Below are 26868 nucleotides of genomic sequence, written 5' to 3' on the forward strand. Positions count from 1 at the left end.
CCCCAGCCGTGCACCACGTATGAGCAACCGTATTAACCCGTACCGCTCCCCCCTGCTCCAGCCGCACCAGCGCACGGAGCCCCTGCGGGAAACGCCCCGGGCCCCACAGGCCGCTGCGCTGGCCCCGGCGCGGCAGCACACGGCAGCCCGCCCGGCGCTCGAGCAGATCCCGCTCTCGGCCGAAGAGCAGCAGATGATCGACCGGGAGTTCCCGCCCCGCCCCGCCCTCACCCTCCGGCTCTACGGGCCGGGACGGCAGGGACAGACCGTCAACCCCGCCGCCCTGGGGACCCGCCTGGACGTCCGTGGATAGCTCTCGAAAGACGCCATGACCATCGCAGAACTGCAACGCATGCGTGCCGTAGGCCCGGCCGGCCCCGACGACCCGCGCGGCCTGCCCCGCCCCCGCAGCCGCGAGGGACCCGACGGCATCAGCTTCGGAAAGGCCCTGCAGGAAGCCGTCGAGAGCGTGGATGCCGCACAGAAAGCAGCCGACGAACAGGTCACGGCTTTCATCTCCGGCGAGCAGGAGAACGTGCACGAGGTCATGATCGCGATGAATCAGGCCCAGCTCTCCTTTCAACTCATGACGGAGGTTCGCAACCGCATGCTGGAAACGTACCAGGAACTGATGCGCATGCAGGTTTGACCTCCGCTCTCCGATTCAGCCCGCGGCTTTTCAACGGCACCCGCCTCCGGGCCGCCTGACCATCCCGCTGCATGAACAATTTCTTCGAACAGATCGCAGACTTTCTGGGCCGGCTCCCCCTCCGGCAGAAGCTGGCCCTGGGCCTCGTCGTGCTGGGCAGCATCGCCGTGCTGGCCGGCGTCGCCTACTGGGCCAACCGGCCCACCTACGGGCTGCTATTCAGCAACCTGGAGGCAACCGAAGCCGGCCGCGTCGTCGAAGCGCTCAACGAGCAGGGCGTGAAGTACGAGCTGAAAAACGGCGGAACGGCGATCTACGTCCCCCAGGATCAGGTCTACGCCCTCCGCCTGCACCTGATGGGGGAAGGGGTCATCTCGGACGGCCCCCTGGGCGACAAGATCTTCGACCAGGGCACGCTGGGCATGACCAACTTCATGCAGAAGGTCAACCTGCGGCGGGCGCTCGAAGGCGAGCTGGCCCGCACCATCGCCAGCCTGAGCCAGGTGGAGATGGCCCGCGTACACCTGGTCCTGCCCGAGAAGCGCCCCTTCGCCCAGGCGCAGAGCCCCCCGACGGCCTCCGTCGTGCTCCACCTGGCCGGCGGGGCCCGCCTGACCGAGACGCAGATCATGGGCATCACGGCGCTGGTGGCCGGCGCCGTCGAAGGCATGACCCCCGACGAGGTCACCCTGCTCGACACCCGCGGCAACCTGCTCTCCAACCCCCACAAAGGCGATCCGAACGTCATCCTGACGGCCACCCAGCTTCAGATGCAGCGCGACGTCGAAGCCCACCTGACCGCAAAGGGCCAGTCCATGCTCGACCAGGTCCTCGGCCAGGGCAACGCCATCGTGCGCGTCTCGGCCACGCTCGACTTCACCCGCTCGGTCGTCGAATCCAAAAATATCGACCCCGAGAGTGCCACCGTCATCAGCGAAGAACGGCTCGAAGAAAACTCCGAGGCCAACACCGCCAACTCGTCGGTGCGCAACTACGAGGTCAGCGAACGGCGCGAGCGTTCCGAGAAAAGCGCCGGCGAGATCTCCTACCTGACCGTCTCGGTCATCCTCAACCAGAAAAAAAGACCGGCCGCCGACGCCCCGGAGACGGAACCCCGGCCCTATGCACCCGAGGAACTCACCGAGATCGAAAACCTGGTCAAGAACGCGGTCGGTTTCAAGGCCGAGCGCGGCGACCGGTTCGCCATCCATCAGACCGTCTTCGACACGAGCGTCGACGAGCGGCTGAACGAGGAGGTACAGGCCTACGAACGGAACCAGCAGTTGCAGCTCTATCTCCGCTACGGGTTGATGGCGCTGGCCATCGTGCTGGCGCTCTGGCTCCTGCGCTCCGCCTCGCGCCGCGCCACCTCCCTGACGACCCCCGAACCGAAGCAGGTCGCCACGGGTCCGGCCTCACGGGCGCTCGAACCGGGCCAGGCGCCGCAACAGCTCTCTGAAGGAGACACGCCTTCCGAGCGCCGCCTCGCCGCCCCTCAGGAGGAGCCCGACATCAACGTGGACGACATCTACGCCAGCAAGCTGTCGGCGGAAGCCAAAGCCCGCTTGAAGGCCAAGCACAAGATGCTCGACGAGATCAAGAACCAGATCAAGAAAAACCCGGAAGAAACCGCCGAGCTGATCCGGTCCTGGCTGGCCATGGATATGGAACAGCAGGCCGAAGTGCCCGGCTGACCCCGTCCGCCCCCGGCTTCAAACACGCAACCTGCCTTCCCGTCTTCCATGCTTGCACAAACCGTCCTTCAGAAAACAGGTGCTGCCGCCGTGGCAAGCCGCCTCGCCGACGACGAGACGGACGACGAGGTCAGCGGCGCCCGCAAGGCGGCCATCCTGCTCGTGGCCGTCGGCACCGAGGTCGCCAGCGAGGTGCTCCGCACGCTGCACGACAGTGAGGTGGAGCGGATCTCCATCGAGATTGCCAAGCTGCGCAACGTTTCGAGCGAGCTCGTCGAGTCGGTGCTGCTCGAGTACCGGGACATGGCGATGGCGCACGATTACATCACCCAGGGCGGCATCTCGTTCGCCCGTCGCGCGCTCGAGAACGCCCTCGGCCCCCGCCGGGCCGAAGAGATCATCATGAAGATCGAGGCCGCCATGCAGGTCTCGGCCTTCCACCTGCTGCAGACGGTCGAAACCAGCCAGCTCTCCAACTTCCTGCAGAACGAGCACCCGCAGACGGCGGCGCTCATCCTGGCGCATCTGAACCCGCGTAAGGCCGCCGACATCATCAGCAACCTGAACCAGGAGCTGCAAAACGAGATCATGTTCCGCCTGGCCACCATGGGAAAGACCTCCCCCGAACTGCTGCGCGACATCGAGGAGGTCATCCGCGACCAGATCGGCTCGGTCATCGGCACCGAACTCAGCGCCACGGGTGGGGTCGAGAAGGTGGCCGAAATCCTGAACAACACGAGCCGCACCTCCGAGCGTTCCATCATGGAAGGCATCCGCGAACGGGACCCCGAGCTGGCCACCAACATCAAGAGCCTCATGTTCGTCTTCGACGACCTGGTCAACATCAACGACCGCGACCTGCAGCGCCTGCTCGTGGAGGTGGACCAGAAGGATCTGGTGCTGGCCCTCAAGGGATCCTCGCCCGACCTGCAGGAGAAGCTGCTCCGGAACGTGAGCGAGCGAGCCGCCGCCATGATCAAGGAAGAGCTCGAGCTGATGGGCCAGGTACGGGTGCGCGACGTCGAAGAAGCCCAGCGCCGCATCCTGGAGGTGGCGCATGCCCTGGAAGAGCAGGAAGAGATTGCGCTCACCCGCACGAACGACGCGTACCTGTAGGCCGGACCCCCGCTTGCCATGTCCCCGTTGCCCCGCGTGCTCAAAAAAGGCCGGACGCCGGCATCGCCTTCTCCCGCGGAAGAGGCCGGTCCCGTGCCCCGCCGCATCCCGGCCGCACAGGTCCTTGACCGGGCGCTACCGCCTCCCGGCGCAACGGGACCTCCTCCCCGTATCATCCGGCGCGAGGCGGCCCGGCGCCTGGCCGAGCCCTTCGAGGTGCCCCTGCTCACGGCCGAGCCCGCCTTTCCCCTGCCGCAACCGGAGGAGCCGGCCGCAGACGACCTCCCGGCCAGCACCGAAGCCCTCGAAGCACTCCGGGCCCGGTGGGAAGCCGAGCAGGAAGAAGCCTTTGCCCGGCGCCTGGCCGAGGCGGTGGAACGGGCACGCGCCGAAGGGTACGACGCCGGCTACCGGGAAGCCGAGCAAGCCCTCCGGCGCGAGTTCGAGGCCTCGCGCGCCGCGCTGCGGGAAGACGTGGCCCGCCTCAAGGCGTGCTGGCAATCCTTTCTCGAAAAGGTGGAGCCCCTGCTGGCTCACCTGGCCTTCACCATCGCCCAGACCATCCTGGACGCCCCGCTGCCCACCGAGTTGAAGGATGCCGGCACCCGTTCGCTCTCGGCGGCCATCGACCGCCTTGCCGGCGAGGCCCCCCTGGCGGTCCGGCTCCATCCGGTGGACCTGCTGCGCCTGCGCGAATCCGGGTTGCTCGACGAGGTAGCCGCCGCACACCCCGGTCTCACCTGGGACTCGGACGAGGCGCTCCAGGAAGGCGACTGGATCGTCGAGTCGCCGGCCGCCATGATCCGCCACGTCAAAGCCGAGTTGCTGGAGACGCTCCGCCGGCGGATGGGCCTCGACGATCCGGGCGACGACCGGTCCTGACGGGTGCCGCTTCCGGCCGATGCGGCCGGCCGTTTCCGCATACGGCCCCTTCCAACAACGCCCCATTCCGATGCAACATCTTTCCCAGTACCTGGAAGACGTGCTGGCCCGCCCGGTCCACACGTTGCACTTCGGCAAGGTGCAGACCGTCGTGGGCCTGCTGGTGGAAGCCCGGGACGTGCACGCCGCCGTCGGGGAACTGTGCTACATCTACGAGGGGGACGTGCGGGGCGGCCGGCGTGTGGCGGCCGAAGTCGTGGGGGTACGCGGGCGCACGACCGTGCTCATGCCGCTCGAACAGACGGCGGGCCTGCGGGCCGGCTGTCTCGTCCAGCGTGCGGCCCTGCCGCTGACGGTCCGTGTCGGCGATGCCCTCCTCGGCCGCGTGATCGACGGGCATGGCCGTCCCCTCGACGGAAAGGGCCCGCTCGCGCTGCCGGACGAGCAACCCGTCAATGCCGAGCCTCCCTCCCCGCTGGAACGCCGGATGATCACCGAACCCCTCCGAACCGGCATCCGGGCCATCGATGCCTTCCTGACGCTCGGGAAAGGACAGCGCATCGGCATCTTCGCCGGCTCCGGCGTCGGCAAGAGCACCCTGCTCGGGATGATCGCCCGCCGTGCCCAGGCCGACGTGAACGTCATCGCCCTGATCGGCGAGCGGGGCCGGGAAGTGCAGGAGTTCATCGTGGACAACCTGGGCGCGGAAGGCCTGCGCCGCTCGGTCGTCGTGGCCGTCACCGGCGACCAGGCCGCCATGAGCCGCGTCAAAGGCGCCAGCGTCGCCCTCGCCATCGCCGAGTACTTCCGGGATCGCGGGCTGGACGTGCTGCTGATGATGGACTCGGTCACCCGCGTGGCCATGGCGCAGCGTGAGATCGGCCTGGCCGTCGGCGAGCCCCCCACCACGCGCGGCTACACCCCGAGCGTCTTCGCCCTGCTGCCGCGCCTGCTCGAACGCGCCGGTCCCGGCGCCCGCGGCACCATCACGGGCATCTTCACGGTCCTCGTCGACGGGGACGACCTGAACGAGCCGATCGGGGACGCCGTGCGGGGCATCCTCGACGGCCACATCGTGCTCTCACGCCGGCTGGCACATGCCAACCACTTCCCCGCCATCGACGTGCTGCAAAGCGTCAGCCGCGTGATGCCCCGCGTGGCACCGGAAGAAGCCCGCGAAGCCGCCCACCGGGCGCGCCGCCTCCTGGCCGCCTACCGCGACGCCGAGGACCTGATCCGCATCGGCGCCTACCAGGCCGGCACCAGCCCCGACACCGACGCCGCCATCGCCGCACACGAACCGCTGAAGGCTTTTCTGCAGCAGCGCACCAGCGAAGCGGCCGATCCCGACGCCGCCCGCACCCTCATCGCGCTGATGCAACGGCTCGACGGTTGAAAAAACGGTCCCGCCCACCCACGGCAGTTTGGCCGGGCATTTGCAAAGTCACCGCATCCCGAACGTTACGCTCCATCGCCGAGAAAATTGCTGCCATGGCCGGAAAGAAGTTCCAGTTCTCCCTGCAAAGCGTCCTGAAGCTCCGGCGGCACGAGTCCGACACGGCCCGCCAGGCGCTGGCCCGCACGATGGAAGCCCGCAAAACCCAGGAGGAGCGTCTCGCCGAGATCGAGGCCCGGCTGCACGAAGCCGCCGAGCGGGAGCTCCAGGCCCGGCGCACCGCACCCCAGGACTTCCGGCGGCTGGCGGCCTACCGGCTCGAACTCCAGCAGGCCCGCGACCGCGAACGCCGCAGCCTGGAACAGAAACGTCTCGAAGAAGAACGGGCCCGGCACCGGCTGCTCGCCCGCCGCCGCGCCGAAGAAACCCTCCAGACCCTCCACGATGAACAAAAAATGCAGCACGAGCAGGCCCTCCAGCGGGCCGAGACCGACCTCCTCGACGAACAGGCCCTGATGACCCATCTGCGAACCCATTCTTCCGCCGGCTCATGAGTATGAGTAAGGTCTTCGCCATCGTCGGTACCGTTCTCGCAGCCTTCGTCATTGGCTTCTCCGCCATCTTTTTCGCCATGCCATACGTAGCCCCGGAACGGTACGAGAAGACGCAGCACATGCTGGACAGCCTGCGTGCCCAGCGCGAGTTGCGAGCACTCGGCGACAGCACCCTCAAAGTGCTGGAACATCACGCCATCGGCATCCTCGCGGACTCGCTGGGCGCCTCCGTGACACGCCTCGACTCCATCCTGAACCGCATCCTCCGGCAACACCAGACCGACCTGGCCACCCTTCGCGATTCGCTGAAGATGGCCCATGCCCGCCTGCACGGGGCCGAACAGACGAACGCCACCCTGAAGAACCGTCTCGACGAACTCAACACCCGGGTCGAGAGCCTGGAAGCCCAGCGGATCGAGATCCGCGACCTGAGCGCGGTGTTGCCCAAGATGGAAAACAAGGAACTCGGCCCGATCCTGGCCCAGCTCGAACTGCCCGTGCTGCGCCTGCTGTTTGCCGAATCCACCGCCCGCAACCGCACCAAACTGCTTCAGGCGCTTCCCCCGGACCGCGCCGCCCGCCTCGTCAACTTTCTCGTGAACGACAACGCGGCAGACACCAGCCGGGTACCGCTTCCCGGCATGGCCTCACCCGGATCGGCTGCCGCCCCGGCAGGTTCCTCGTAGCCCCGGTCTTCCCGCACCCTGACAGGACGCACATGCAGCTGCTTTCCCTTTTCACCACCGCGCCGGCACCCGTCGCCCCTGCCGAAGAAGGGGGGACGCCGGCGGGACACGCGCCCACCGGCCTGTTCGGGGCGTTGCTTTCCCGCCTGCGCGGCCTGCCGGCTCCGGAAGAACCGGCGCCGGAAGCATCCGGCACGGCCTTCGGTGCAGTCCACGAGCACGACGTGACGCTCGTTGCCGGCACCCTACCGTCCGAATCGGTCCCGGTAACCGGTAAGGAGCGACTGCCCGAACAGGCGGTGTCCACACACCCCGAGGAAGCCGGCGCGACCGGGGCGGTCGCACCGCCGCAAGAGACCTCCCGGCCCGCTCCGGTCGTCGAGGCCGGCACCGGGGCCCCGTCTCCGGACGCCGGCGAAGCATCGGACCACACCCCACCGGGCCCTTCTTCCGACGATGCCGCACCGCCACAAGCCCTCCCGCCCGTCCGGGAGCCCCTGTTGCCGGTGCACGCCACCGGCATCAGGGACACCGGGCCCTCCCCGGACGGAAGCACCCGCCCGGCGCGGACCGGGCCCTCCGTGCAGGGCACAGCAGGTACCCCCGCCGCATCGGACAGCGACCCCGCCCCGCTGCCACCCCGGACAGACGGAAAACCCGCCCCACTGCCACCCCGGACAGACGGGAAACCCGCCCCACTGCCACCCCGAATCGAAGAGCACCCTGCCCCGCTGCCACCCCGAACGGACGAAACGCCTGCCCCGCTGCCGCCCCGGACACACGGAAAACCCGCCCCGCTGCCGCCGCAGGCAGAAAAAACTTTCTCCTCGTTGCGGCCGCAAGCGGAGGGCAACCCGGCACCGACCGGCAATGCCCCGATCCCGGCCGGACCGGCTTCCATCGAAGGCGCGCTCCCTGCCGGCTTCACCATCGTGACAAAGCCCAACGGCACCCCGGCCTCGGAGACCACTTTGCCCGCGGAAACCCGGTTTTCGGGGATGCCGGAGGCAACAACCCACGGCCGGCCGGACCCGGCCGGATCGGCGCCGGTCATCGACGAGGCGGTGAGCGTCTCCGGGCCCCGGAACGATCCGCCGGCCCCGGAGACCGTCCCGGTTGCAGCGGAGACGGACCGGATCCACGCCTCCGAACAGGATCCGGATACCCCCCCTCCTTCCACCCGGATGCCCCGGTCGGCGTCCGGTGAAAACGCACCGGGTACGGACGATGGGCGTCCCTTCCATGCGGCCGGTTCTCCCGCGGACGACCGGCAGACCGGGGACCGGCCGGGCGAGCGGGCACCGCGCAGTCCGGCAGCCGCCCGGCGGGAGAACACCCCGGAGAAGCCCCCGGCGCCCGCCGCACCCGAAGGACAGGGCACCGCAACGCCGGCGCCGGCCGTTCCCGAGGATGCGGCGCCCGAAATGCCGGCCGAACCGCTCCCGGACCCGGCCCCCGAACCGGTTCGGGACACCGGAGATCGTCCACTCAAGCTGCTCGAAACGACGCTGGGCGAGGTTGTTCGTTCGTTGCGTGAGCCGGGACGACCGGCGCCGCGCGGGCCCGTCTCCGCCGCCTGGCTCCGCACCGTATACCTGCAATCGACCCGTGGCCAGACGACGGATGACGGGTGGAAGATGCTCGAACTGCGACTCGACGATGGCGACGGCACCATGACCATCAAGGCCCGCCGGGACGCCGAGCGGGTGATCGTCGCCGTCAGCTTCAGCGATCCGCACCTGCGCCTTCTGGCAAGTGAGAACGCAGACCGGTTGCAGGAAGCCCTCCGCCAGCAATATGACGCCTCTGTCGATCTGTCGCTTGCGGGCGAGGATGCCGGCGCCTCATCCCGGCACCATGAAAACGGCCAGGATTCTCCGGCATCCTTCGCCCGGGTATCCCGGGTTCACGACCGGGAAGCCGGTGCCGGTCCGGTGCTCCGCCGGGCCGGGGCCCGGCACGTATGGGTCGGTTAGTCCCCTTTCATTCCCCAGATCAACCCACTGCCATGGAAATCCAGTCCAGCCTGCTCCCGACCGCCCCGGAGACCGGCAGTCCCTCCGGCCCTGCCGGGACCGGCTCGCAGGTCCTCGGGAAAGACGAGTTCCTCCGGCTGCTCGTCACCCAGCTGAGCCACCAGGACCCGCTCAACCCGCTCGACGGCCAGGAATTCGCCGCGCAGCTGGCCCAGTTCTCGAGTGTCGAGCAGTTGATCAACATCGAACAGCGCCTGTCAGACAATACGGCGGCCATCGACGTGCTTTCGCAGAGCACCAACGCGGGCATTGCCGCCGGGCTGATCGGCAAGTCGGTCGAGGCCGAAGGCAACCAGATCGCCTGGACGGGTGAGGGAGAACGCACGCTGGCCTTCGACCTGGACGAGGCGGCCGATCAGGTGACCGTCACCATCCGGGATGCCGCCGGTAACGTGGTTCGCACCCTGGAGCTGGGTGCCCGGGAGGCGGGCCTCAACGAGGTCGTCTGGAACGGCGAAGGAGATGCCGGCGCCACCGTGGCGACAGGCACCTATACGTTCGAGGTACAGGCGACGCGTGCGAACGGCGACGCGGTGGAGGCCGTCGAGATGATCACCGGCCCGGTAGCCCGCGTCACATTCGGTCCCGAAGGTATCCTCCTCTGGATCGGCGGCGTTGCCGTGTCCATGGCCAACGTCGCGAGCGTGAAGACCTGACGCACCCTCCACACCCGCTTCCATTTTTTGCCCCATTCGCTTCCATCAACCCACGGTAGATCACCATGATTCGCTCCTTACGCACCGCCATCTCGGGCCTGAAGAGTCACCAGACCCGCATGGACGTGATCGGCAACAACATCGCCAACGTGAACACCACCGCCTTCAAACGCGGCCGGGCCGCCTTCAACGAATTGCTCGGCCAGACGCTGCTCGGGGTGGGCCGCACCGCCGGCGGAAGCGGCATCAACCCGTCCTACGTGGGCCTGGGGGTGTCGGTCGGCTCCATCGACGTCAACTTTGCCCAGGGGTCCCTCGAAAACACCGGCGTGGCCACCGACCTGGGCCTCACCGGCGACGGCTTCTTCGTCGTCCGCGCGGGCGAGCGGGTCCTGCTGACCCGGGCCGGCAACTTCTCCATCAACAACGCGGGGGAACTGGTCTCGAACAGCGGCCTGCAGGTGCAGGGCTGGGCGCTCGACGAAAACGGCCAGGTGCAGTCGGCCGGACTCGAAGACATTCGCATCCCCCTGAACGCCACTGCCCCGCCCCAGCTGACGAGCAACCTGTTCCTCCGGGGCAACCTCAACGCCGAAGCGGCGATCGGCGACACCACGAGCCTCTCGACCATCGTCTACGACCAGCAGGGACGCGCCCTGACGATCGTGGTTCAGTTCGAGAAGACCAACGACAACGAGTGGACCTGGCGTATCCAGGACTCCTCCGGTAACCCGATCACGGATACCGGCGGCACCCCGCAAACCGGTGTGATCACCTTCAACAACGACGGCACCGTCGACATCGACGGCGACCCGGCCACGGGCCCGGACAGCGGGCCGCTGGACCAGACCTTCAACTGGGACATCAACGGGGACGGCACGGACGAAACCTTCACGCTCAACTTTGCCGACGACACGGGCGGCATCACCCAGCTGGCCGGCTCCAACACGGTGGCCGTGCGCGATCAGGACGGGAGCCCGCCGGGCATCCTCACCGGCTTCAGCATCAACCAGGCAGGTTTCGTGGAGCTGAACTTCTCCAACGGCAACCAGCGCAAGATCTACCAGATCGCCCTGGGCAACGTCAGCAACCCGAACGGGTTGCAGCAGGAGGGGGACAACCTCTGGAGCCTGACCAGCTCCTCCGGCAGCCTGAGCCTCGGGCGGGCCGGTGTCGAACTCAGCCGCACGGCCATCGTCGCCGGCACACTGGAGATGAGCAACGTAGACCTGGCCACCGAATTCACCGACATGATTGTCACCCAGCGTGGCTACCAGGCTTCGGCCCGGGTCATCACCACCTCCGACGAGCTGCTTCAGGAAACCGTCAACCTGAAACGGTAAGCCGGCAACCCGGTCACGTAGCCGGAAAAGGGAACCTCTTCCCCGGAAGCCCCGCACCCCGCCGGTGCGGGGCTTCGTCATTTTTTGCCGGGGACCGGCCCGCCCTTTTAAGAGATCCTCCGTTAGGTCGATATGATAGACGTCCACGCGAGCAACGTTTTGGCGACCAACCATGAACCAGTACGCAACCCACAGCGACGACCTGCTGCAACTGGTCAGCTTCGTCATTGAAAACGAGGAGTTTGGCATCGACATCCTGAACGTCCAGGAGATCATCCGGCCCGTGGCCATCACCCGCGTCCCGAATGCGCCCTCCTTTGTGGAAGGGGTTATCAACCTGCGGGGACGCATCGTGCCGGTGGTGGACCTGCGCAAGCGGTTCAACCTGCCGCCGCGCCCGGCGGACAAGAACACCCGGATCGTCGTCGTAGAGCTCGACGGCAAGGTGATCGGCTTCATGATGGATGCCGTGAAGGAAGTCCTCCGCGTCCACCGGAACGTGATCGAGCCGCCGCCGGAACTGACCATCGGGATCGACACGCACTACATCAGCGGGGTCGCCAAGCTGGAAGACCGGCTGCTGATCCTGCTGGAGCTCGAAGAGGTGCTCTCGGCCGAAGAGTTGCAGGCGGCCCATCAGACCCAGCAGGCGGCCGCCGCCTGACCCGAACGTCGCCGCGCCGGATCCGCGGGACCGCACCGGCTCCGGAACACGCCGGCCTTCCCTTCCGGCCGGCCTCTCTCACGTCGACAGATCGTTCAACGGAACAGCCATGTACCAGAGCGCGCCCTATCCCGAACTTTTCGATCCGGACCCCGCCGTCCGGACTGCGTGTCTTGAACGGCTGGACGCCGGCGACGCCGTCGAAGCCGCGGCCACCCTGCTGGCCGACCCCGACGCCGGCGTCCGTGAGACCGCCGCCCAGATCCTGCTGGCGTGCGGCACCGAGGAAGCGGCCCGCCTCACGGTGCGCCACATCACCAGCGACAACATCACCGTCCGCAACCGGGCCGGCGAGTTGCTGGCCCAGATGGGCGAGGCGGCCGTGGCGGCCCTGGTTCCCTACGTCGACGACGAGGACCACGACGTGCGCAAGTTCGCCATCGACGTGCTGGCCCTGCTACCGGCCCGGCACGTGGCCCACCACATCGCCCGCCGCCTCGACGACGAGGATGCCAACGTGCGGGTTGCCGCCGTGGACGCGCTCTGTGCCCTGGAGGCCGATGAATATGCCGGCGCGCTGAAAGACCTCTACGAGCGCGAGCCGGTGACCCGTCCCAGCGTGGTGGCCGCCTTCGGCGCCTTCGGACCCGGACGGGATCTCGGCTTCCTCGAGCGGGCCCTCTCCGACGAGGACCCCGTGGTCCAGTTCGCGGCGGCCGAGGCCCTGGCCTCCTGGGGCGTGCCGGACGTCTTCCCCACCCTTCTGGGCAAGGTGGACACACTCGACCCCATGGCACGCCCGCTCGTCCTGAAGGCGCTCGTCGAGCTCTGGGAACGGCACCCCGATCTGGCCGAATCGCTGCCCGCCGCGCTGAAGACGTACCTCATCGAGATGCTGGACGACCCGGACGACACGTACGCCGCCGCGGCCGCGCGCGGCCTCCACGTCTTCTTGGACGACGAAACCGTGGATGCCCTGCTGCACCACACCGGCCGGAACGACACCCTCGACCTGGAAATCTTCCGGGCCCTCGTCCACTATCCCGCCTCCTTCATGTGCATCGTGCGGGCCGTCGAGTCCGGCCGGGTGAACGTCGTGCCGGCGACCCAGCTCGTGCTGGGCTTGCTGGCCCAGCAGGCCCTGGCCCCCGAACTGCTCGGGCACGTGGGCCGCTTCTTCCAGCATCAGTTCCATAACCTCGACGTCGAAACCAAGCTGGCCGCGCTGACCCTCTACCGGAACCTGCAACACCCGGCCCTTCACCCCCTCCTCTACGCCGCCCTGGCCGACGACGACCCGGAGGTGACCACCTACGCCGCCGACCTCGCCCGGGAGACCGCCCCCGCATCGGGTTTCCCCCTTCCCGACCTCCCTGCACCGGGCACCGCCCGCTGACCACGACCCGTGCAACACACCCATGAGTTTACTCGCTCAACTGAACCTGCCCGCGCGAAGCCCGGCTGCCTCGGGAAAGGCCGAACTCCCCGATCCACTCTTCGAACAGTTCCGGCGCTTCATCTACGAGCAGACCGGCATCTATTTCCAGGACAACAAGAAGTACCTGCTGGAGAGCCGGGTCGGCCGGCGCCTGACGGCAACCGGCACCCCGGACTACCAGGCGTACTTCCACTACCTCCTCAACGGAGGCGCCGCCACCGAGTTGCCGGAGCTGATCAACGCCGTAACCATCAACGAAACGTTCTTCTTCCGGACTCCTCCCCAGTTCGAGATCATCGAAGAACACATCATTCCGGAACTCGTCGCGCAGCGCACCGGCCCCGCGCCCACCCTCCGCCTCTGGAGCGCCGCCTGCTCGACCGGCGACGAACCCTACTCGCTCGCCCTGATCGTGCGGGACCGGCTCCAGGCACGCTACCCCCGGGTCCGGTTCGAGATCTACGGCACCGACATCAACACCGAGGTGCTGGAGACGGCCCGGGCTGGCTCCTATGGCCCGCGGGCCGTGCGGAACGTGCCACCGCCGATGCTCAGCCGCTACTTCACCGTCGAACGAGACCACTACACGCTCAAGCCGGAAGTCCGGGAGACGGTCCGCTTCGCGTACCTGAACCTCTTCGACCGGAACGCCGTGGCGACGATGCGCAACATCGACCTGATCCTCTGCGCCAACGTGCTGATTTACTTCGACAATAAATCCAAGCAGCAGGTGGTATCGTCGCTCTACAACAGCCTGAACAAGGGCGGGTACCTGCTGGTGGGCTTCTCCGAAACACTCTACGGCGTCACGCAAGCCTTCCAGCCCGTCCGGTTCGACAAAACGATCGCTTACAAGAAGGGGTGACCGCCATGTCCAAGACAGTAATGGTCGTAGATGACTCCAGCGCCATCCGGAAGTTTGTCATGTTTGCCCTGCGGGCGCGCGGCCTGACCGTCGTGACGGCACAGGACGGAATGGAGGCCCTGGAGAAACTGGCACGCGCCCGCGTGGACCTGGTCATCACGGACCTGAATATGCCCAAGCTCGACGGCTTCGGGCTGCTACGCGCCCTCCGGGAGGACGCCGACTACGCCGACCTCCCGATCATCATCCTGTCGTCACTCTCCAGTCAGGAAGAACAACGGCAGGGCCTCGAACTGGGCGCCAACGCCTACCTGGTCAAACCGTTCGACCAGAAACGGATTCAGTACGAAGTCTCCAAATTCATCTAGGGAGGTAAACTATGCGGTTCCTCGTCGTAGATGATTCGCTCACGATGCGGCGAATCGTTTGCAACGCGCTCAAGGAAATCGGCTACAGCGACTATGTCGAAGCGGCCGACGGAGCCCAGGCACTCGAAAAGCTCGGAGGCGAGTCCATCGACTTCGTCATCACGGACTGGAACATGCCCAACATGAACGGGCTGGAGCTGACCAAGTCGATCCGCAACCATCCGACGCTGGGTCATCTGCCCATTCTGATGGTCACCACGCGCGGCATGAAGGAAGACGTCATGGCCGCCATGCATGCCCGCGTCAACAACTACATCGTCAAGCCCTTCACGCCGGAGGTGCTACGAGACAAGATCGAATTGATCCTCAAAACCGCCTAACCACGCTTAGCCATGGGTTCGCTTCCCCTGAACGACATCCTGCAACGACTCGACGATCTGCGCAGCGTTTTCATCCTCGGCCAGCGTGCCATGCCGTTCGTCGAGGAGGTGCTGGCGTTCCTGCGCGAGGTCGTGCCGGTCCTCGACGAAGTCGACAGCTCCATCCGCGTCAGCACCAACAAGGTCATGCCGACGGCCACCTCGCGCCTGGCCAGCGTCAACGAAGCAACGGAGCTGGCAACGACCGAGATCATGGACCTCGTCGACGAGACGCAGGCCAAGGTCGAACAAACCCGCACCCGCATCGAGGCCGCCCACCAGGACCTGCACCACCTGGACGAGACGGACCGGCAACTGGCCGCGCTGATCCGGGAACGCCTGGACGACCCGGACCTGCTCCGGGAGATGGAAACCCACCTGGCGCAGAAAAACGCCTGCCGCAGCCGCATCGCCGAAACGCTCGCACACAAGTTGGAGACCCTCGAGGAGATCCACAACAACATGAACCGGATCATGATGGCCCTCCAGGTGCAGGACATCACCGCACAGCAGATCGCCTCGGTGAGCCACCTGATCGAGTCGGTCCGTGCCCAGCTGGCCCGGTTCGAGGGCCGCCTCGGCGCCGGCACCCTGGAGGACTTCCTCGACACGACCCTGCCGGAGGGCGGCACGTTCGACGGCAACGCCACGTACGACCGCTCCGGCAAGAAGCAAAAGCTGGCCGACGCGATCATCTCCTCGATGGCCGGCGAAGAAGCCCCGGCCCCCGGGACGGAAGACGCGACGCCCACCTCACAGGACGAGATCGACGCCCTCTTCGGCAACAGCCAGCCCGCCTCCCAGGACGAGATCGACAACCTCTTCGGTGCCGGCGACGGCGCCTCCCCGAAGGCCGCCTCGCAGGATGAGATCGACAACCTCTTCGGCAACGGCCAGCCCGCCCCCCAGGACGAGATCGACAACCTCTTCGGCGGCAACCGCTGACGTTACGCCCTGCACCGTACCGTTCCCACGTTAGCCCATTGCCCCCACCATGTCCGACCATCCCGTCTTTTCCGAGGAGCTGCGTGAGATCGTCGAGAGCTTCATCGTCGAGACGCGCGAGGTCTTCGACGAACTCGACAACGACCTGCTCGAACTCGAACACAACGCGCACGACCAGGCCCTCATCGACAAAATCTTCCGGGCCGTGCACACCGTCAAGGGCACCTCGGGCTTCCTGAGCCTCGAGCAGATGTCCGTGCTCGCCCACCACTTCGAGGACGTGCTCAACCGCCTGCGCAGGGGCGAACGCGCCCTCGCTCCCGGCATGATGGACGTCCTCTTTGCCGCCTTCGACCAGATGAAGGTGCTCCTGCACCAGGTCGAAGAACAGCACCTGGTCGAACTCGACCTCTCCGGCCTGATCGCCCAGCTCCAGGCCATCTCCGACGGCACCTTCGGGCAGGAAAACACCTCCGGTGACGAACCCTCCGAAGCCAGCCCACCCGCCGGGACACGCCGCGCGCCCGAGGTCCGATCCACCGGCCGGGTCATCTCCGACCACCCCGTCTTTTCCGAGGAGCTGCGTGAGATCGTCGAGAGCTTCATCGTCGAGACGCGCGAGGTCTTCGACGAACTCGACAACGACCTGCTCGAACTCGAACACAACGCGCACGACCAGGCCCTCATCGACAAAATCTTCCGGGCCGTGCACACCGTCAAGGGCACCTCGGGCTTCCTGAGCCTCGAGCAGATGTCCGTGCTCGCCCACCACTTCGAGGACGTGCTCAACCGCCTGCGCAGGGGCGAACGCGCCCTCGCTCCCGGCATGATGGACGTCCTCTTTGCCGCCTTCGACCAGATGAAGGTGCTCCTGCACCAGGTCGAAGAACAGCACCTGGTCGAACTCGACCTCTCCGGCCTGATCGCCCAGCTCCAGGCCATCTCCAACGGCACCTTCGGACAGGACAGCACCCCGGCCCCCGCAATGAACGACCGGCCCACGGAAGCGAAGCCGACCGCCCCCCCGGCCGCAACGCAGCCGGAGGCGGCCCCCGCCGCCGGAGAACGTCGTACGACCCGAAGCAGCACCGAGACGATCCGCGTCGAGGTGCGCCGGCTGGACAACCTCATGGACCTGGTGGGCGAACTCGTGCTCGGCCGCAACCGGCTCTTGCAGCTCGTCTCCGACCTCGACGAGACCGAGGAATACCTGGAGCTCCTCCGCGAGCTGGTCGAAACCAGTTCCCAGCTGGACTTCATCACCACCGAGCTGCAAACTGCCGTCATGCACACGCGCATGGTGCAGATCGGGCGCGTCTTCAACAAGTTTCCCCGCGTCGTACGCGACCTGGCCCGAGAGTTTCACAAGGAAATCGACCTGGTCATCGAGGGCCAGGAGACCGAGGTGGACAAGTCGCTCATAGAAGAGATCAGCGACCCGCTGGTGCACCTGATCCGCAACGCTTCGGACCACGGAATCGAAACCCCCGAGGAGCGCCGGTCCAAAGGCAAGCCCGTCCGGGGCACCATCCGCCTGACGGCCGCGCACGAAGGCAACCACATCGTGATCCGGGTCGAAGACGACGGGGCCGGCATCGACCCCGAAAAGATCAAGCAACATGCGATCAAGAAAGGACTCATCACGCCGAAAGAGGCGGCGGAGATGAAGGACCAGAACGCCTTCGAGCTCATCTTCACCCCCGGCTTCAGCACGGCCAAGCAGGTCAGCCAGGTCTCCGGGCGCGGGGTTGGGATGGACGTCGTCAAGACCAACATCGCCCGGCTCAACGGCACCATCCACATCGACTCGACCCTGGGCCGGGGCACCTGCTTCACGCTGAAGCTGCCGCTGACGCTGGCCATCATCCAGAGCCTGCTGGTACGCCTGAACGAAGAGACCTTCGCCATCCCGCTGCATGCCGTCATCGAGGTCGTCGGCCTCCGCGAGGGCGACGTGCAGACCATCCGGGGGCGCGAGGTGATCCGCCTGCGCGAGCAGGTGCTCCCGCTCGTGCGCATCGGCGATACGCTCGGCGTGCCGGGTGCCCACCGGCATGCGCGACGCTCGTACGCCGTGATCGTCGGCATCGCCCACCACCGGCTCGGCCTCATCGTCGACGACCTGGTCGGGCAGAAGGAGATCGTGATCAAACCCCTGGGCACCTTCCTCAAGAAGACCCGCGGCATCGCCGGCTCCACCATCCTGGGCGACGGCCGGGTGATCATGATCCTGGATGTGGCCGAGATCGTCCGCATCGAGAACGCCCGGCGCCGCGACGGCGCCGAGCAGCGCGAGGCGGCCTGACCGCAGACGGGCAAGCGTCACCGGAAAACCATCATGATCCGTATCCTCATCGTCGACGACTCGGCCTTCATGCGGAAGGCGCTCTCCATGATGCTGGAGGGGGATCCCGAGATCCGCGTCGTCGACACGGCCCGCGACGGGCTGGAAGCCCTCGAAAAGGTTCGCCGCCTCCGGCCGGATGTGGTCACGCTCGACATTGAGATGCCCCGGATGGATGGCCTGACGGCCCTCCGGCAGATCATGCAGGAGCACCCCTGCCCGGTCATCATGATCAGCTCGCTGACCCGGGAGGGCGCCCAGGCTACCCTCGAGGCCCTCAACGCCGGCGCCGTCGACTTCATCCCCAAGCAGCTTTCCTTCGTCTCGCTCGAGATCGCCAAGATCAAGGAGGAACTCATCGCCAAGATCAAGGCGATTGCCGCCTCGCGTGCGAAGCTGTTCCGGCAGCCCTCGCCGGCAAAGCCAGCGCCTTCTCCCGGGCCCTCCCGTCCGGAAACGCCCCTGGTTTACCGCCGGGCACGCCTGCTGGCCATCGGTGTCTCGACCGGTGGCCCGGCGGCGTTACAATACGTGATCCCCCACCTGCCGGCGGACCTACCCGTGCCCGTGGCCGTGGTGCAGCACATGCCGCCGCACTTCACGCAGTCGCTCGCCAACCGGCTGGACAAGCTCAGCCCGCTCGAAGTGGTCGAGGCCGAGGATGGCATGGAGCTACGGCCAGGCCGGGTGATCATCGCGGCCGGCGGTCGGCACCTGGTCTTTCAGGCACGGGAAGCGGGCACCGTCGTCGCTACGCCGGACCACCCCGAGACGCTGCACCGGCCCTCCGTCGACGTCATGTTCACCTCGGCGGCCGACGTCTTTCAGGGGCGCGTGCTGGCCACGGTCATGACCGGCATGGGCCAGGACGGCCGGGCGGGCGCCACCGCCATCCGGCGACGTGGGGGCAAGATCGTGGCCCAGGACGAGAGCTCCTGCGTCGTCTACGGGATGCCCCGTGCCGTCGTCGAGGCGGGGCTGGCCGACGCTGTGGTCCCGCTCGACGAACTGGCCGCCACGCTGACGCAGGCCCTTACCGGCCTGTCCGATCGCCCGCTGTCTTTCCCCAGGATGCCGTCCGTCTCCCGAGACCCCCTGCCCGACCGTCCTTAAGAAAAATCAGAAAGAGCCGAATACCTGATAGGCTCTAGGTATGCCCGTGCGTGACGCCTGTCCGCACGTCTTTTCCTTCCAACCCTGAGATCGATACAGCCTGGAGGTAGTAACTATGCGGATGCCGCATCGCATTGCTGTTCTGTCCTTCGTCCTGGCCCTGGCCGGTGCCGCCACCCCCGTGCGGCTGGAAGATGGACCTACCCCGATCCAGCAGATGTTCGTGATCAAAGAGCTGAAGCCGGACATCGAGCGCATCGGCCTGATCTGGGACAAGAACGCCACCGACACGGAAGCGCTGATGCCGCAGGTTCAGCGCGCCTCCGCCTCGACCGGCATCAAGGTCTTCCTGGCCGAGGTGACGGACCTGAAAGACGTCGCCCCCCAGTTCAGAACCCTGACGCGGGAACACCAGGTGCAGGCCATCTGGATCCTTGAGAGCACCGGCGTGGTGGATAACAGCGTCACGCGCAGCTTCATCATCAAGAACGCAACGTCGGCCAACATGCCGGTGTTTGCCCCCACCGAGGCGTGGATCAACGAGGGGGCCAGCGTGGCGGTGCTGAAGAAAGACGGCGCCATCTCGCTGCTGGTCAACCGGGCCGCCGCCGAGGCCATGTCCCTCACGATCCCCGAGAAATACCTGGAGCGCATCCAGTACCTGGCCATGAACTGAGTGTCGCTCCCCCTTCCCCCCTGTAAAGACCCCTGGTTCCATGTCTGAGAAACAACAATCCACGTCACGCGCCGCTCGCCTCTCGCTCGCGCATCTGAAGCTGCGACAGCGGTTTCTGATTCAGTTGGGCGGACTCGCGGTGCTGGTCTTCATCCTGTTCTTCGCCTTCGCCCAGTACAGCCTCAACCAGACCGTCAAGGAGTTCGAGCAACGGAGCATCCTGCTGGCGGAGACGCTCGGGGCCGAGTCGGCCTTGAACCTGGTGATGCAGGACGAAGAGGGCCTGCAGGAGCGCCTGACCAAAGTGGTCGAGAGCGGCAACGCGGTGGCCGGCGGCTTCTTCGACCCGAGCGGTGACGTGGTGGCCGAATACCGGCTCACGGATGCCCTTCGGGAGGAGGACCGTCTCGTCCATACCGAAGCACCGCTGCGCTGGAGCCAGACGCCGGGCGGCCAACCGATCCTCATCGCCGTTTCCGACATCCGCCTGCAGGACGACGCTTCGGAGGAAGCCGTGGGACACGTGCTGGTGGCCGTGCCGGCAGTCAGCATCCAGGCACAGAGGCGGAACGGGCTCTTGCTGTCCCTGGCGATTCCGGCCCTGGTTGCGCTGTTGTCGTGGCTGGTGCTCGTCCAGGTGCGCCGTACGGTGGTACAGCCGGTCGAGCAGCTCCGTGCGGCGGCCGGCGCCGTCACCCAGGGCGACCTGTCCGTGCGGGTCGACATCAGGCAGCACGACGAGATCGGCGAGCTGGCCGCCTCGTTCAACACGATGGTCGAAGCCAGCGAGCGGAGTACGCAGGCCCTGCAACGCCAGACCGAAGAGGCCGAGGCGGCCCAGCAGCGGGCCCTGGAGTTGCAGCAGAAAGCCGAGGCCGAGCGCCGCTACCTGCGCGAGCAGTTTGCCCGCATCTCGGAGGTCATCTCCGCCGTCACCCGGGGCGACCTCACGCGCCGCCTCACGGCCAGCCGCGACGACGAGGTGGGCGAGTTGATCCGGCAGATCAACCAGATGGTGCACGACCTCGAAGACCTGATCCGGGATGTGCACGCCTCCGGCAACGAACTGGCCCAGGCCGCCTACCGGGTCGCTTCCTCCGCCGAGGAGATGTCCGCCGGCGCCAAAGACCAGGCCAACCAGACCCACGAAGTGGCAGCCGCCATCGAAGAGATGTCGGCGACCATCGCCGCCTCCTCGCGCAACGCGTACGAGGCCAACGAGATGGCCAAGCGGGCCTCGACCCTGGCCACCGAAGGCGAGCAGGTCTTCCGCGAGACGACCGAGGGGATGAAAAGGATCGCCACGATCGTGAAAGAGTCGGCCGAGAAGGTCACAGCCCTGGGTGAGTCCAGCGCACAGATCGGCGAGATCATCCAGGTCATCGGGGGTATCGCCGACCAGACGAACCTGCTGGCCCTCAACGCCGCCATCGAGGCAGCCCGGGCCGGCGAGCAGGGGCGGGGCTTCGCCGTCGTGGCCGACGAGGTGCGCAAGCTGGCCGAACGCACCAGCGAAGCGACGAAGCAGATCGCAGACATGATCACGCGCATCCAGCACAAAACCGACGAGGTGGTCGCGTCCATGACGCGGGGCAACGAAGAGGTGGAAACCGGCCTCCGCCAGGCTGACAACGCCTCGCACGCCCTCAGCGAGATCATCGAATCCATCAACCGGATGGTGGCCATGATCGACCAGATCGCTGCCGCAAGCCAGCAGCAGGCCACCACCAGCAGCCAGATCTCGCAAAACGTCGACTCGATCTCGTCGGTAGCCACCGAGGTCTCGAACGCCACGACGGAACTGGCCTATACCGCCGACATCATGAACCGCCAGGTGGAAACACTGCGCACCCTGATTGAGCGCTTCACCATCAGCGAGGCGGCCACGCCCGAATCCGACGAAGCAGCCTACCCCGGCGGCGACGGAGCCCCTCACCTGGCTGGCTAACTCCGCACCCCGGCCGCCCCCACGTACGGCAACAGCCCGATCCCCCAGAGGCCTCGGTACGGATTACCGAGGCCTCTTTTTTTCGGACACCCTGCCCGATCCGCCGTACCAACTCCACTTAAAAAGCACCCTGAGAAACCGATACTGTCGATACCGTTCGCGCCCCGCCCGGACATACCACGTTCTGCCTCCTCGGCCACGCCATGATGGGCCCGGGGCATTCCTCAGGCCAGCATCCGTTTCATGAAAACGACACCGATCGGCATTGCCGCAGGTTTCGCCCTCATCTTCGGCGCCATCTTCCTGGGCGACGGCTGGGCCACCTTCTTCGACCCGGCCTCCCTGATCATGGTGCTGGGCGGCACCGCCTCGGCCCTGATGGTGGCCTTCTCGATCGACGAACTCAAACTGGGGCTCGGCGGGGCCAAACAACTGTTTTCCTTCAAACCACCCGACCTGGAACACTACGTCACCCTTTTCGCCGAGCTCTCGCGCACGGCCCGCCGGGAGGGCCTGCTGGCCCTGGACCGCCAGATCCAGCAATGCGACGACCCGTTCATGCGGATGGGCCTGGAGATGGCCGTCGACGGCATCGAAGAGCAGGAGATCGACGACCTCATGCGAGGACGGATCGCCACGGAAACCGCCCGGCTGGCCCTGACGCCGAAGTTCTTCAACGCCGCCGGCACCTATGCCCCGTCCTTCGGCATGGTCGGAACGCTCATCGGCCTGATCCAGATGATGCAGAACCTGACGGACCCCTCGGCCATCGGGGCCGGTATGGCCGTGGCCATGATCACGACGTTCTACGGCGCCCTGCTGGCCAACCTGGTCTTCCTGCCCTGCGCCAACAAGGCCAAGGCCCAGATGAACGACCTCCTCCTGGCACGCGACCTGGTGCGCACCGGCGTGCTGAGCATCGTGCGCGGCGAAAGCCCGAGCATGGTCGAGAAACGGCTTCGCCTCTTCCTCTCCGAACAAACCGAAGCCGCCCCGGCCGAAAACGACTCCCCCCTGAAAAAAGCGGCCTGACCCCCTGTTGCCATGCCCGAACCGATGCAACCGGAACCGGAAAGCGACGAGCCTTCGGCGCCGTTCTGGATGACGACCTTCAGCGACATGGCCACGCTGTTGCTGACGTTCTTCGTCATGATCGTGGCCATGTCCGAGGTGGAGGTGAAAAAGTTTCAGGAGGCCCTGAGCTACTTCCAGGGTCGCACGAGTATCCTCAGCCACGATGCCGTCATCCCACCACCGACGAAACAGATCATCACCCAGCCGGAGAAAGCCCGCGAACTGGTGGAAAAATATGAGATGGTGATGAAATACCTCGTCGAGCACGGCCTGCAGGACAAGGTGCAGGTCAACCTGCGAGAGGAGGGCGTGCACGTGCTCATTTCCGACTCGGTCATGTTCCGGTCCGGCGAGGCCGAAATCATCGAACCGTCGCGGTCGCTGCTCCGGCTGATCGCGGGCATCCTGAGCGAAGACATCACCGAGGTGCTGGTCGAAGGACATACCGACAACCGGCCGATCCATACCAGCCAGTACCCGAGCAACTGGGAGCTCTCGGCGGCCCGGGCCGCGGCGGTCGTACGGTTTTTGCTCGAGCAGAACTCGGCCCTCGACCCGGAACGGTACGCCGCCGTCGGATACGGCGAGTATCAGCCCCTGGCCTCCAACGAGACGGCGGCCGGCCGGGCCAAAAACCGACGTGTAGAAATCCTGTTCAGCATAGAACCATGGCAGAAGAAATCCGCGAGCAAGACGCTCCTGCCGGAGCCGAAGAAGATCCCGTAAAGGAGAAAAAGGGCGGAAAGTCCTTCCTCTTGCTGCTCCTGCCGCTGCTCGTCCTGTCGCTGGCGGGCGGCGGCTGGATCGCATTCAACCATTATTCGAGCCTGGTGCAGGCGGCCGAAATAATTGGGCGCGATTTTAGCTCCGGCGAGAAGCCGAAAAAAGAGGAGCCGATCCAGTACGGCCACTTCCGGGAGCTTCAGGGGTTGATCGTCAACCCGTCCGACAGTGAAGGCCGCCGCTTTCTGATGCTCAACATCGGGCTGGAAGCGGCCAAGGAGAAGGTGCTGTCGGAACTGGAGCAGAAAGACGTGGTCGTACGCGATACGATCCTCCGGCTGCTGAGCCGGCGTACGGTAAGCGAACTGTCCGACATCTCATTGCGCGAGGAGATCAAACAGGAGCTCCTGACGGCCATCAACGAGATCGTACAGGACGGCAAAGTCGACCGGCTCTATTTCACCCAGTACGTCCTTCAGTAGCGATCCGGGCGGTTTCCGGCCGGGTCGCCGGGTTCACCAGCAGGGCGCCAGCACCATGACGAAACCGCTCAGCCAGGACGAGATCGACATACTCCTTGAGGTCCGGAGCCAGCTCGGGGATCAGGAGGCGAGCGAATACGATTTCGAGGCGCTCTCCACGATGATCGAGCTGGATGCGGAGAAGCGGATCAGCCTCTACAATTTCAAGCGGCCCCGCCTCTTCTCCCAGGACCAGATGCGTCTGCTCAACTATGTGCACGACGCATTCGCACGGGACCTCTCGGTCTACCTCTCGGCCCAGCTCCGCACCATCGTCGACATCAACCTGACGGCGATGGATCAGGTGCTCTATTCGGAATACGTGATGTCGAGCGCCCCGCCGTCGGCCCTCTACGTCATCGAAGTGAAGGAACTCGCCCAGCAGTTCGTCTTCGAGCTGGACCCACGCCTGGTCATCTTCACCATCGAGAAGCTCTTCGGGGGCCCCGGCACGTTCCTGCGCAAGCCGCGCGAGCTTTCCCAGATCGAGCGGCGCATCATGAGCAAGATCATGGGGCGCGTTCTCCGGGAGCTGCAGAAAGCCTGGCAACAGGTCTATGGTATTTCCCTCCAGGAGACGGCGTTCGAATCGAACGCGGAGTTCGTGCAGATCATTCCCGGGGTGGAACCGGCCCTGGTCGGCACCTTCGAGGTCTCGATCTACGAGCAGCAGTCGTTCATCAACATCTGCTATCCGTACATCCTGCTGGAACGGATGCTCGGGCGCACCGGCATCAAGCAGTGGCTCTCGAACACCACCACCCAGGTCGATCCCCGGGTTCGTGCCCGCTATGAGAGCATGCTGCGCAACACCATCGTGGAGATGCGGGCCGAACTGGGCCGAACCCGCCTGCCGGTTTCCGAGCTGACGCAGCTGCAGGTCGGGGACGTGATCCCGCTCGAGCAGCGGGTGACCGACGCCGTCCGCGTCTTCGTCGGGCAGCGCGATCGGTTCCGGGCTACCTCGGGCCGGGTCGGCAAACGCCGCGCCCTCAAAATCCTGGACGTGATCGAACCCCAATTCATGGAAGAGGACGATGAGCTCACCTGATTTCGAGAAGCATATCGCCGGTGCCCGGGAGGCCCTCCGTGCTTTTCTGGAAACCCTCCTGGGCCAGGAGATCCTCCTTCAGGCGGAGGCCCCCGTGGCCACCTCCCGGAACGCCGCCCAGGAGGCCGGCGCGTCCCTGTTCACGCTGCTGGCCCGGGGCGACGTCGCCTTCGCCGTACAGCTCGACCCGAAATGGCTGCCGCTGCTTTCGAAGGCGATGCTGGGCGAGCCGATCGAGGTCGGCGACGAGGGTTATGAGGATCTGGCCCGCGAGCTCGCCGGCCAGGGCTACGGCGCCGTACGCAACCAGCTCTCCGGGACCGGTGTGGCCCTGGGCGAGGTCAGCTTCGAGGTGCTGCCGCCCGGCGCCCCGCTTCCCGAAGACACGCTCGACGAGGCGCTGTCCGCCGTCGCCTTTCACCTGGAACTGGCTGGCGACACGCTGAAAGGTACCGTGCTGCTGCCGGCACCCGCCCGGCAACCCGCCGCGGCCACCGCAGCCGGAGCCCCGGCTCCCGCCCCCTCGCCGGCCGAGACCCCGTCCCAGGGCCAGCCGGTCCCGATCTCGCCCCTGAACTTTCCCGACCTGGGCAAGGAAACCCTCGGCGAAAACAACCACACCTTCGGGCTGCTGGCCGACGTCGAGCTGGAGGTCACGGTGGAGCTGGGCCGGCGGCGCCTGCCCCTGGCCGACATCCTCCGCCTCACCAACGGCAGCGTCATCGAACTCGAAAAGCTGGTCGGGGAGCCGCTGGACATCTACGCCAACGGCCGCTTCATCGCCGAAGGCGAAGCCGTCGTGATCGACGAGCAGTTCGGCATCCGCATCACCAGCCTGGCCTCCACCCGCAACCGCGACAAGGTGTTCCACTGAGGCCGTGCCATACGGCTGCTCCGCGCCTGAACACCGGGCCGTCTTGTGGAGCGCCCCCGTGGCCCTGGCGGGAGAGACGCCACGTGCCCGGCGGGCCGCCGCACGGCGCCCCCCTCTTCTCCCGTGGCATCGTTTTGGCTCAAGGTGACGGCGTGATCGAAAAGCGGGGTTTCCTCCGCCCCGTACCGGTTCGTCACGCAATCCATGCCGCACCGTGAGCAAATTCTTCCCCTTCCCCGTGGCCGGTACCGGCCTTTCCCGCCCGGTTGCCGCGGCTTCGCGCCGCCCGCTGATCCGGGCCGCCCTGTTTCTGGCCGCGCTGGCGCTGCTGTGGCTGGCGATGCAGCTCATGCCGGCCGGCCCGCCTGACGCCACCCGGCCTCCGGTCTATTCGGACGCTTCCGGCACCGTGGCCGCCTCGCCGGAGCGGGGCCCGGCGTCGCGCCGCGAGGTGTCCGTCCTGCGCCCCGGGTACGTGCTCGTCCTCCTGCTGCTGGGCGGCGGCCTCGGGCTGGCCTACTACCTGCGCCGCCGCTCCCCCGGCGGGGCGGGCTCGGCGATCCCGCTGCGCCCGCTGGGCCAGCTCCAGCTCGCCCCCCAACAGCAGCTTCGCCTGGTCGCCTGCGGGGACGACGTGCTGCTGCTCGGCGTGACGACCGGCCAGATCACCCTGCTGAAAACCTATCCGCGCGAGGCGCTGGAACCGCCCGGCGAGACCACGCCCACCGAAACGCCGGGGATCGCCCCCGGGGAACCGCCCCCCGGCCGCCCCTTCGCCGAACTGCTGGAGACCCTCGCCCAACGTCCCCTGTCTTCCCCGACCCCATGATGCA

The 26868-nt window shown here is 66.6% G+C and carries 27 protein-coding genes; all 27 read left to right on the forward strand.

Features of this window, described 5'->3' with window-relative positions:
- Positions 1 to 19 precede the first annotated feature (19 nt).
- Positions 20 to 313 carry a hypothetical protein gene (locus GQ464_RS03575; protein WP_166974816.1) on the forward strand — a complete coding sequence of 98 codons (294 nt, stop codon included), beginning with the start codon at positions 20 to 22 and terminating at the stop codon, positions 311 to 313.
- Between the two features lie 15 nt (positions 314 to 328).
- Complete coding sequence (gene fliE, locus GQ464_RS03580; protein WP_166974813.1) at positions 329 to 649, forward strand: flagellar hook-basal body complex protein FliE; 321 nt, start codon at positions 329 to 331, stop codon at positions 647 to 649.
- Positions 650 to 720: 71 nt separating this feature from the next.
- On the forward strand, positions 721 to 2343 hold the full coding sequence (fliF, locus tag GQ464_RS03585; RefSeq protein ID WP_166974809.1) for a flagellar basal-body MS-ring/collar protein FliF: 1623 nt from the start codon (positions 721 to 723) through the stop codon (positions 2341 to 2343).
- Between the two features lie 90 nt (positions 2344 to 2433).
- Positions 2434 to 3459, forward strand: a complete 1026-nt coding sequence (gene fliG / locus GQ464_RS03590) for a flagellar motor switch protein FliG (RefSeq protein WP_228350564.1) — start codon at positions 2434 to 2436, stop codon at positions 3457 to 3459.
- 18 nt (positions 3460 to 3477) lie between these two features.
- Positions 3478 to 4341: a FliH/SctL family protein gene (locus GQ464_RS03595; protein ID WP_166974803.1), complete on the forward strand. Its 864-nt coding sequence runs from the start codon at positions 3478 to 3480 to the stop codon at positions 4339 to 4341.
- A gap of 70 nt (positions 4342 to 4411) precedes the next feature.
- Entirely contained in the window at positions 4412 to 5737 is a 1326-nt protein-coding gene (locus tag GQ464_RS03600; protein WP_166974800.1) for a FliI/YscN family ATPase, read from the forward strand.
- A gap of 95 nt (positions 5738 to 5832) precedes the next feature.
- Positions 5833 to 6291 (forward strand): flagellar FliJ family protein, encoded by a 459-nt coding sequence (locus GQ464_RS03605; protein WP_166974797.1) that lies wholly within the window; start codon positions 5833 to 5835, stop codon positions 6289 to 6291.
- Positions 6288 to 6977: a MotE family protein gene (locus tag GQ464_RS03610; protein ID WP_166974795.1), complete on the forward strand. Its 690-nt coding sequence runs from the start codon at positions 6288 to 6290 to the stop codon at positions 6975 to 6977. Before GQ464_RS03605 ends, GQ464_RS03610 begins: the two co-directional genes overlap by 4 nt.
- A 998-nt stretch (positions 6978 to 7975) precedes the next feature.
- The gene (locus tag GQ464_RS03615; protein ID WP_166974793.1) at positions 7976 to 8953 is read left to right on the forward strand and encodes a hypothetical protein; all 978 of its coding nucleotides are present in this window, start codon (positions 7976 to 7978) and stop codon (positions 8951 to 8953) included.
- 32 nt (positions 8954 to 8985) lie between these two features.
- Positions 8986 to 9669: a flagellar hook assembly protein FlgD gene (locus tag GQ464_RS03620; RefSeq protein WP_166974790.1), complete on the forward strand. Its 684-nt coding sequence runs from the start codon at positions 8986 to 8988 to the stop codon at positions 9667 to 9669.
- Between the two features lie 65 nt (positions 9670 to 9734).
- The gene (locus GQ464_RS03625; protein WP_166974787.1) at positions 9735 to 11012 is read left to right on the forward strand and encodes a flagellar hook protein FlgE; all 1278 of its coding nucleotides are present in this window, start codon (positions 9735 to 9737) and stop codon (positions 11010 to 11012) included.
- A gap of 172 nt (positions 11013 to 11184) precedes the next feature.
- Complete coding sequence (locus GQ464_RS03630) at positions 11185 to 11676, forward strand: chemotaxis protein CheW (RefSeq protein WP_166974784.1); 492 nt, start codon at positions 11185 to 11187, stop codon at positions 11674 to 11676.
- Positions 11677 to 11785: 109 nt separating this feature from the next.
- Complete coding sequence (locus GQ464_RS03635) at positions 11786 to 13072, forward strand: HEAT repeat domain-containing protein (RefSeq protein WP_166974781.1); 1287 nt, start codon at positions 11786 to 11788, stop codon at positions 13070 to 13072.
- Positions 13073 to 13094: 22 nt separating this feature from the next.
- Positions 13095 to 13979 carry a CheR family methyltransferase gene (locus tag GQ464_RS03640; protein WP_166974778.1) on the forward strand — a complete coding sequence of 295 codons (885 nt, stop codon included), beginning with the start codon at positions 13095 to 13097 and terminating at the stop codon, positions 13977 to 13979.
- 5 nt (positions 13980 to 13984) lie between these two features.
- Positions 13985 to 14347, forward strand: coding sequence for a response regulator (locus tag GQ464_RS03645; protein ID WP_166974775.1), 363 nt, complete (start codon positions 13985 to 13987; stop codon positions 14345 to 14347).
- Between the two features lie 11 nt (positions 14348 to 14358).
- Positions 14359 to 14727 carry a response regulator gene (locus GQ464_RS03650; RefSeq protein ID WP_166974772.1) on the forward strand — a complete coding sequence of 123 codons (369 nt, stop codon included), beginning with the start codon at positions 14359 to 14361 and terminating at the stop codon, positions 14725 to 14727.
- Between the two features lie 12 nt (positions 14728 to 14739).
- A complete protein-coding gene (locus tag GQ464_RS03655; RefSeq protein ID WP_166974769.1) occupies positions 14740 to 15711 on the forward strand; it encodes a protein phosphatase CheZ in 972 nt (323 codons plus the stop codon).
- A gap of 49 nt (positions 15712 to 15760) precedes the next feature.
- Positions 15761 to 18016, forward strand: a complete 2256-nt coding sequence (locus GQ464_RS03660) for a chemotaxis protein CheA (RefSeq protein ID WP_166974766.1) — start codon at positions 15761 to 15763, stop codon at positions 18014 to 18016.
- A 33-nt stretch (positions 18017 to 18049) separates the two neighbouring features.
- Positions 18050 to 19168, forward strand: a complete 1119-nt coding sequence (locus GQ464_RS03665; RefSeq protein WP_166974763.1) for a protein-glutamate methylesterase/protein-glutamine glutaminase — start codon at positions 18050 to 18052, stop codon at positions 19166 to 19168.
- A 115-nt stretch (positions 19169 to 19283) separates the two neighbouring features.
- Positions 19284 to 19844 (forward strand): ABC transporter substrate binding protein, encoded by a 561-nt coding sequence (locus tag GQ464_RS03670; protein ID WP_228350565.1) that lies wholly within the window; start codon positions 19284 to 19286, stop codon positions 19842 to 19844.
- A gap of 40 nt (positions 19845 to 19884) precedes the next feature.
- Positions 19885 to 21792: a methyl-accepting chemotaxis protein gene (locus GQ464_RS03675; RefSeq protein WP_166974757.1), complete on the forward strand. Its 1908-nt coding sequence runs from the start codon at positions 19885 to 19887 to the stop codon at positions 21790 to 21792.
- 243 nt (positions 21793 to 22035) lie between these two features.
- Positions 22036 to 22824: a motility protein A gene (locus GQ464_RS03680; protein ID WP_166974755.1), complete on the forward strand. Its 789-nt coding sequence runs from the start codon at positions 22036 to 22038 to the stop codon at positions 22822 to 22824.
- A 12-nt stretch (positions 22825 to 22836) separates the two neighbouring features.
- Positions 22837 to 23592 carry an OmpA/MotB family protein gene (locus GQ464_RS03685; RefSeq protein WP_166974752.1) on the forward strand — a complete coding sequence of 252 codons (756 nt, stop codon included), beginning with the start codon at positions 22837 to 22839 and terminating at the stop codon, positions 23590 to 23592.
- The gene (locus tag GQ464_RS03690; protein ID WP_228350566.1) at positions 23535 to 24071 is read left to right on the forward strand and encodes a flagellar basal body-associated FliL family protein; all 537 of its coding nucleotides are present in this window, start codon (positions 23535 to 23537) and stop codon (positions 24069 to 24071) included. Before GQ464_RS03685 ends, GQ464_RS03690 begins: the two co-directional genes overlap by 58 nt.
- Positions 24072 to 24126: 55 nt before the next feature.
- Positions 24127 to 25161, forward strand: coding sequence for a flagellar motor switch protein FliM (gene fliM / locus GQ464_RS03695; RefSeq protein WP_166974746.1), 1035 nt, complete (start codon positions 24127 to 24129; stop codon positions 25159 to 25161).
- Entirely contained in the window at positions 25148 to 26035 is an 888-nt protein-coding gene (gene fliN, locus GQ464_RS03700; protein WP_166974743.1) for a flagellar motor switch protein FliN, read from the forward strand. The genes fliM and fliN overlap by 14 nt, the downstream gene beginning before the upstream one ends.
- A gap of 214 nt (positions 26036 to 26249) precedes the next feature.
- Positions 26250 to 26864: a flagellar biosynthetic protein FliO gene (locus GQ464_RS03705; protein ID WP_166974740.1), complete on the forward strand. Its 615-nt coding sequence runs from the start codon at positions 26250 to 26252 to the stop codon at positions 26862 to 26864.
- Positions 26865 to 26868 lie beyond the last annotated feature (4 nt).

It is taken from the genome of Rhodocaloribacter litoris (assembly GCF_011682235.2).
Lineage (GTDB): Bacteria > Bacteroidota > Rhodothermia > Rhodothermales > ISCAR-4553 > Rhodocaloribacter > Rhodocaloribacter litoris.

Coding starts and splice junctions, on each gene's coding strand:
- GQ464_RS03625 (WP_166974787.1), top strand. CDS start 9,735: ATGATTCGCTCCTTACGCACCGCCATCTCGGGCCTGAAGAGTCACCAG.
- GQ464_RS03610 (WP_166974795.1), top strand. CDS start 6,288: ATGAGTATGAGTAAGGTCTTCGCCATCGTCGGTACCGTTCTCGCAGCC.
- GQ464_RS03665 (WP_166974763.1), top strand. CDS start 18,050: ATGATCCGTATCCTCATCGTCGACGACTCGGCCTTCATGCGGAAGGCG.
- GQ464_RS03575 (WP_166974816.1), top strand. CDS start 20: ATGAGCAACCGTATTAACCCGTACCGCTCCCCCCTGCTCCAGCCGCAC.
- GQ464_RS03635 (WP_166974781.1), top strand. CDS start 11,786: ATGTACCAGAGCGCGCCCTATCCCGAACTTTTCGATCCGGACCCCGCC.
- GQ464_RS03630 (WP_166974784.1), top strand. CDS start 11,185: ATGAACCAGTACGCAACCCACAGCGACGACCTGCTGCAACTGGTCAGC.
- GQ464_RS03660 (WP_166974766.1), top strand. CDS start 15,761: ATGTCCGACCATCCCGTCTTTTCCGAGGAGCTGCGTGAGATCGTCGAG.
- GQ464_RS03655 (WP_166974769.1), top strand. CDS start 14,740: ATGGGTTCGCTTCCCCTGAACGACATCCTGCAACGACTCGACGATCTG.
- GQ464_RS03620 (WP_166974790.1), top strand. CDS start 8,986: ATGGAAATCCAGTCCAGCCTGCTCCCGACCGCCCCGGAGACCGGCAGT.
- fliE (WP_166974813.1), top strand. CDS start 329: ATGACCATCGCAGAACTGCAACGCATGCGTGCCGTAGGCCCGGCCGGC.
- GQ464_RS03640 (WP_166974778.1), top strand. CDS start 13,095: ATGAGTTTACTCGCTCAACTGAACCTGCCCGCGCGAAGCCCGGCTGCC.
- fliF (WP_166974809.1), top strand. CDS start 721: ATGAACAATTTCTTCGAACAGATCGCAGACTTTCTGGGCCGGCTCCCC.
- GQ464_RS03605 (WP_166974797.1), top strand. CDS start 5,833: ATGGCCGGAAAGAAGTTCCAGTTCTCCCTGCAAAGCGTCCTGAAGCTC.
- GQ464_RS03600 (WP_166974800.1), top strand. CDS start 4,412: ATGCAACATCTTTCCCAGTACCTGGAAGACGTGCTGGCCCGCCCGGTC.
- GQ464_RS03685 (WP_166974752.1), top strand. CDS start 22,837: ATGCCCGAACCGATGCAACCGGAACCGGAAAGCGACGAGCCTTCGGCG.
- GQ464_RS03680 (WP_166974755.1), top strand. CDS start 22,036: ATGAAAACGACACCGATCGGCATTGCCGCAGGTTTCGCCCTCATCTTC.
- GQ464_RS03645 (WP_166974775.1), top strand. CDS start 13,985: ATGTCCAAGACAGTAATGGTCGTAGATGACTCCAGCGCCATCCGGAAG.
- GQ464_RS03670 (WP_228350565.1), top strand. CDS start 19,284: ATGCGGATGCCGCATCGCATTGCTGTTCTGTCCTTCGTCCTGGCCCTG.
- GQ464_RS03690 (WP_228350566.1), top strand. CDS start 23,535: ATGGCAGAAGAAATCCGCGAGCAAGACGCTCCTGCCGGAGCCGAAGAA.
- fliN (WP_166974743.1), top strand. CDS start 25,148: ATGAGCTCACCTGATTTCGAGAAGCATATCGCCGGTGCCCGGGAGGCC.
- GQ464_RS03675 (WP_166974757.1), top strand. CDS start 19,885: ATGTCTGAGAAACAACAATCCACGTCACGCGCCGCTCGCCTCTCGCTC.
- fliM (WP_166974746.1), top strand. CDS start 24,127: ATGACGAAACCGCTCAGCCAGGACGAGATCGACATACTCCTTGAGGTC.
- GQ464_RS03615 (WP_166974793.1), top strand. CDS start 7,976: ATGCCGGAGGCAACAACCCACGGCCGGCCGGACCCGGCCGGATCGGCG.
- GQ464_RS03595 (WP_166974803.1), top strand. CDS start 3,478: ATGTCCCCGTTGCCCCGCGTGCTCAAAAAAGGCCGGACGCCGGCATCG.
- GQ464_RS03650 (WP_166974772.1), top strand. CDS start 14,359: ATGCGGTTCCTCGTCGTAGATGATTCGCTCACGATGCGGCGAATCGTT.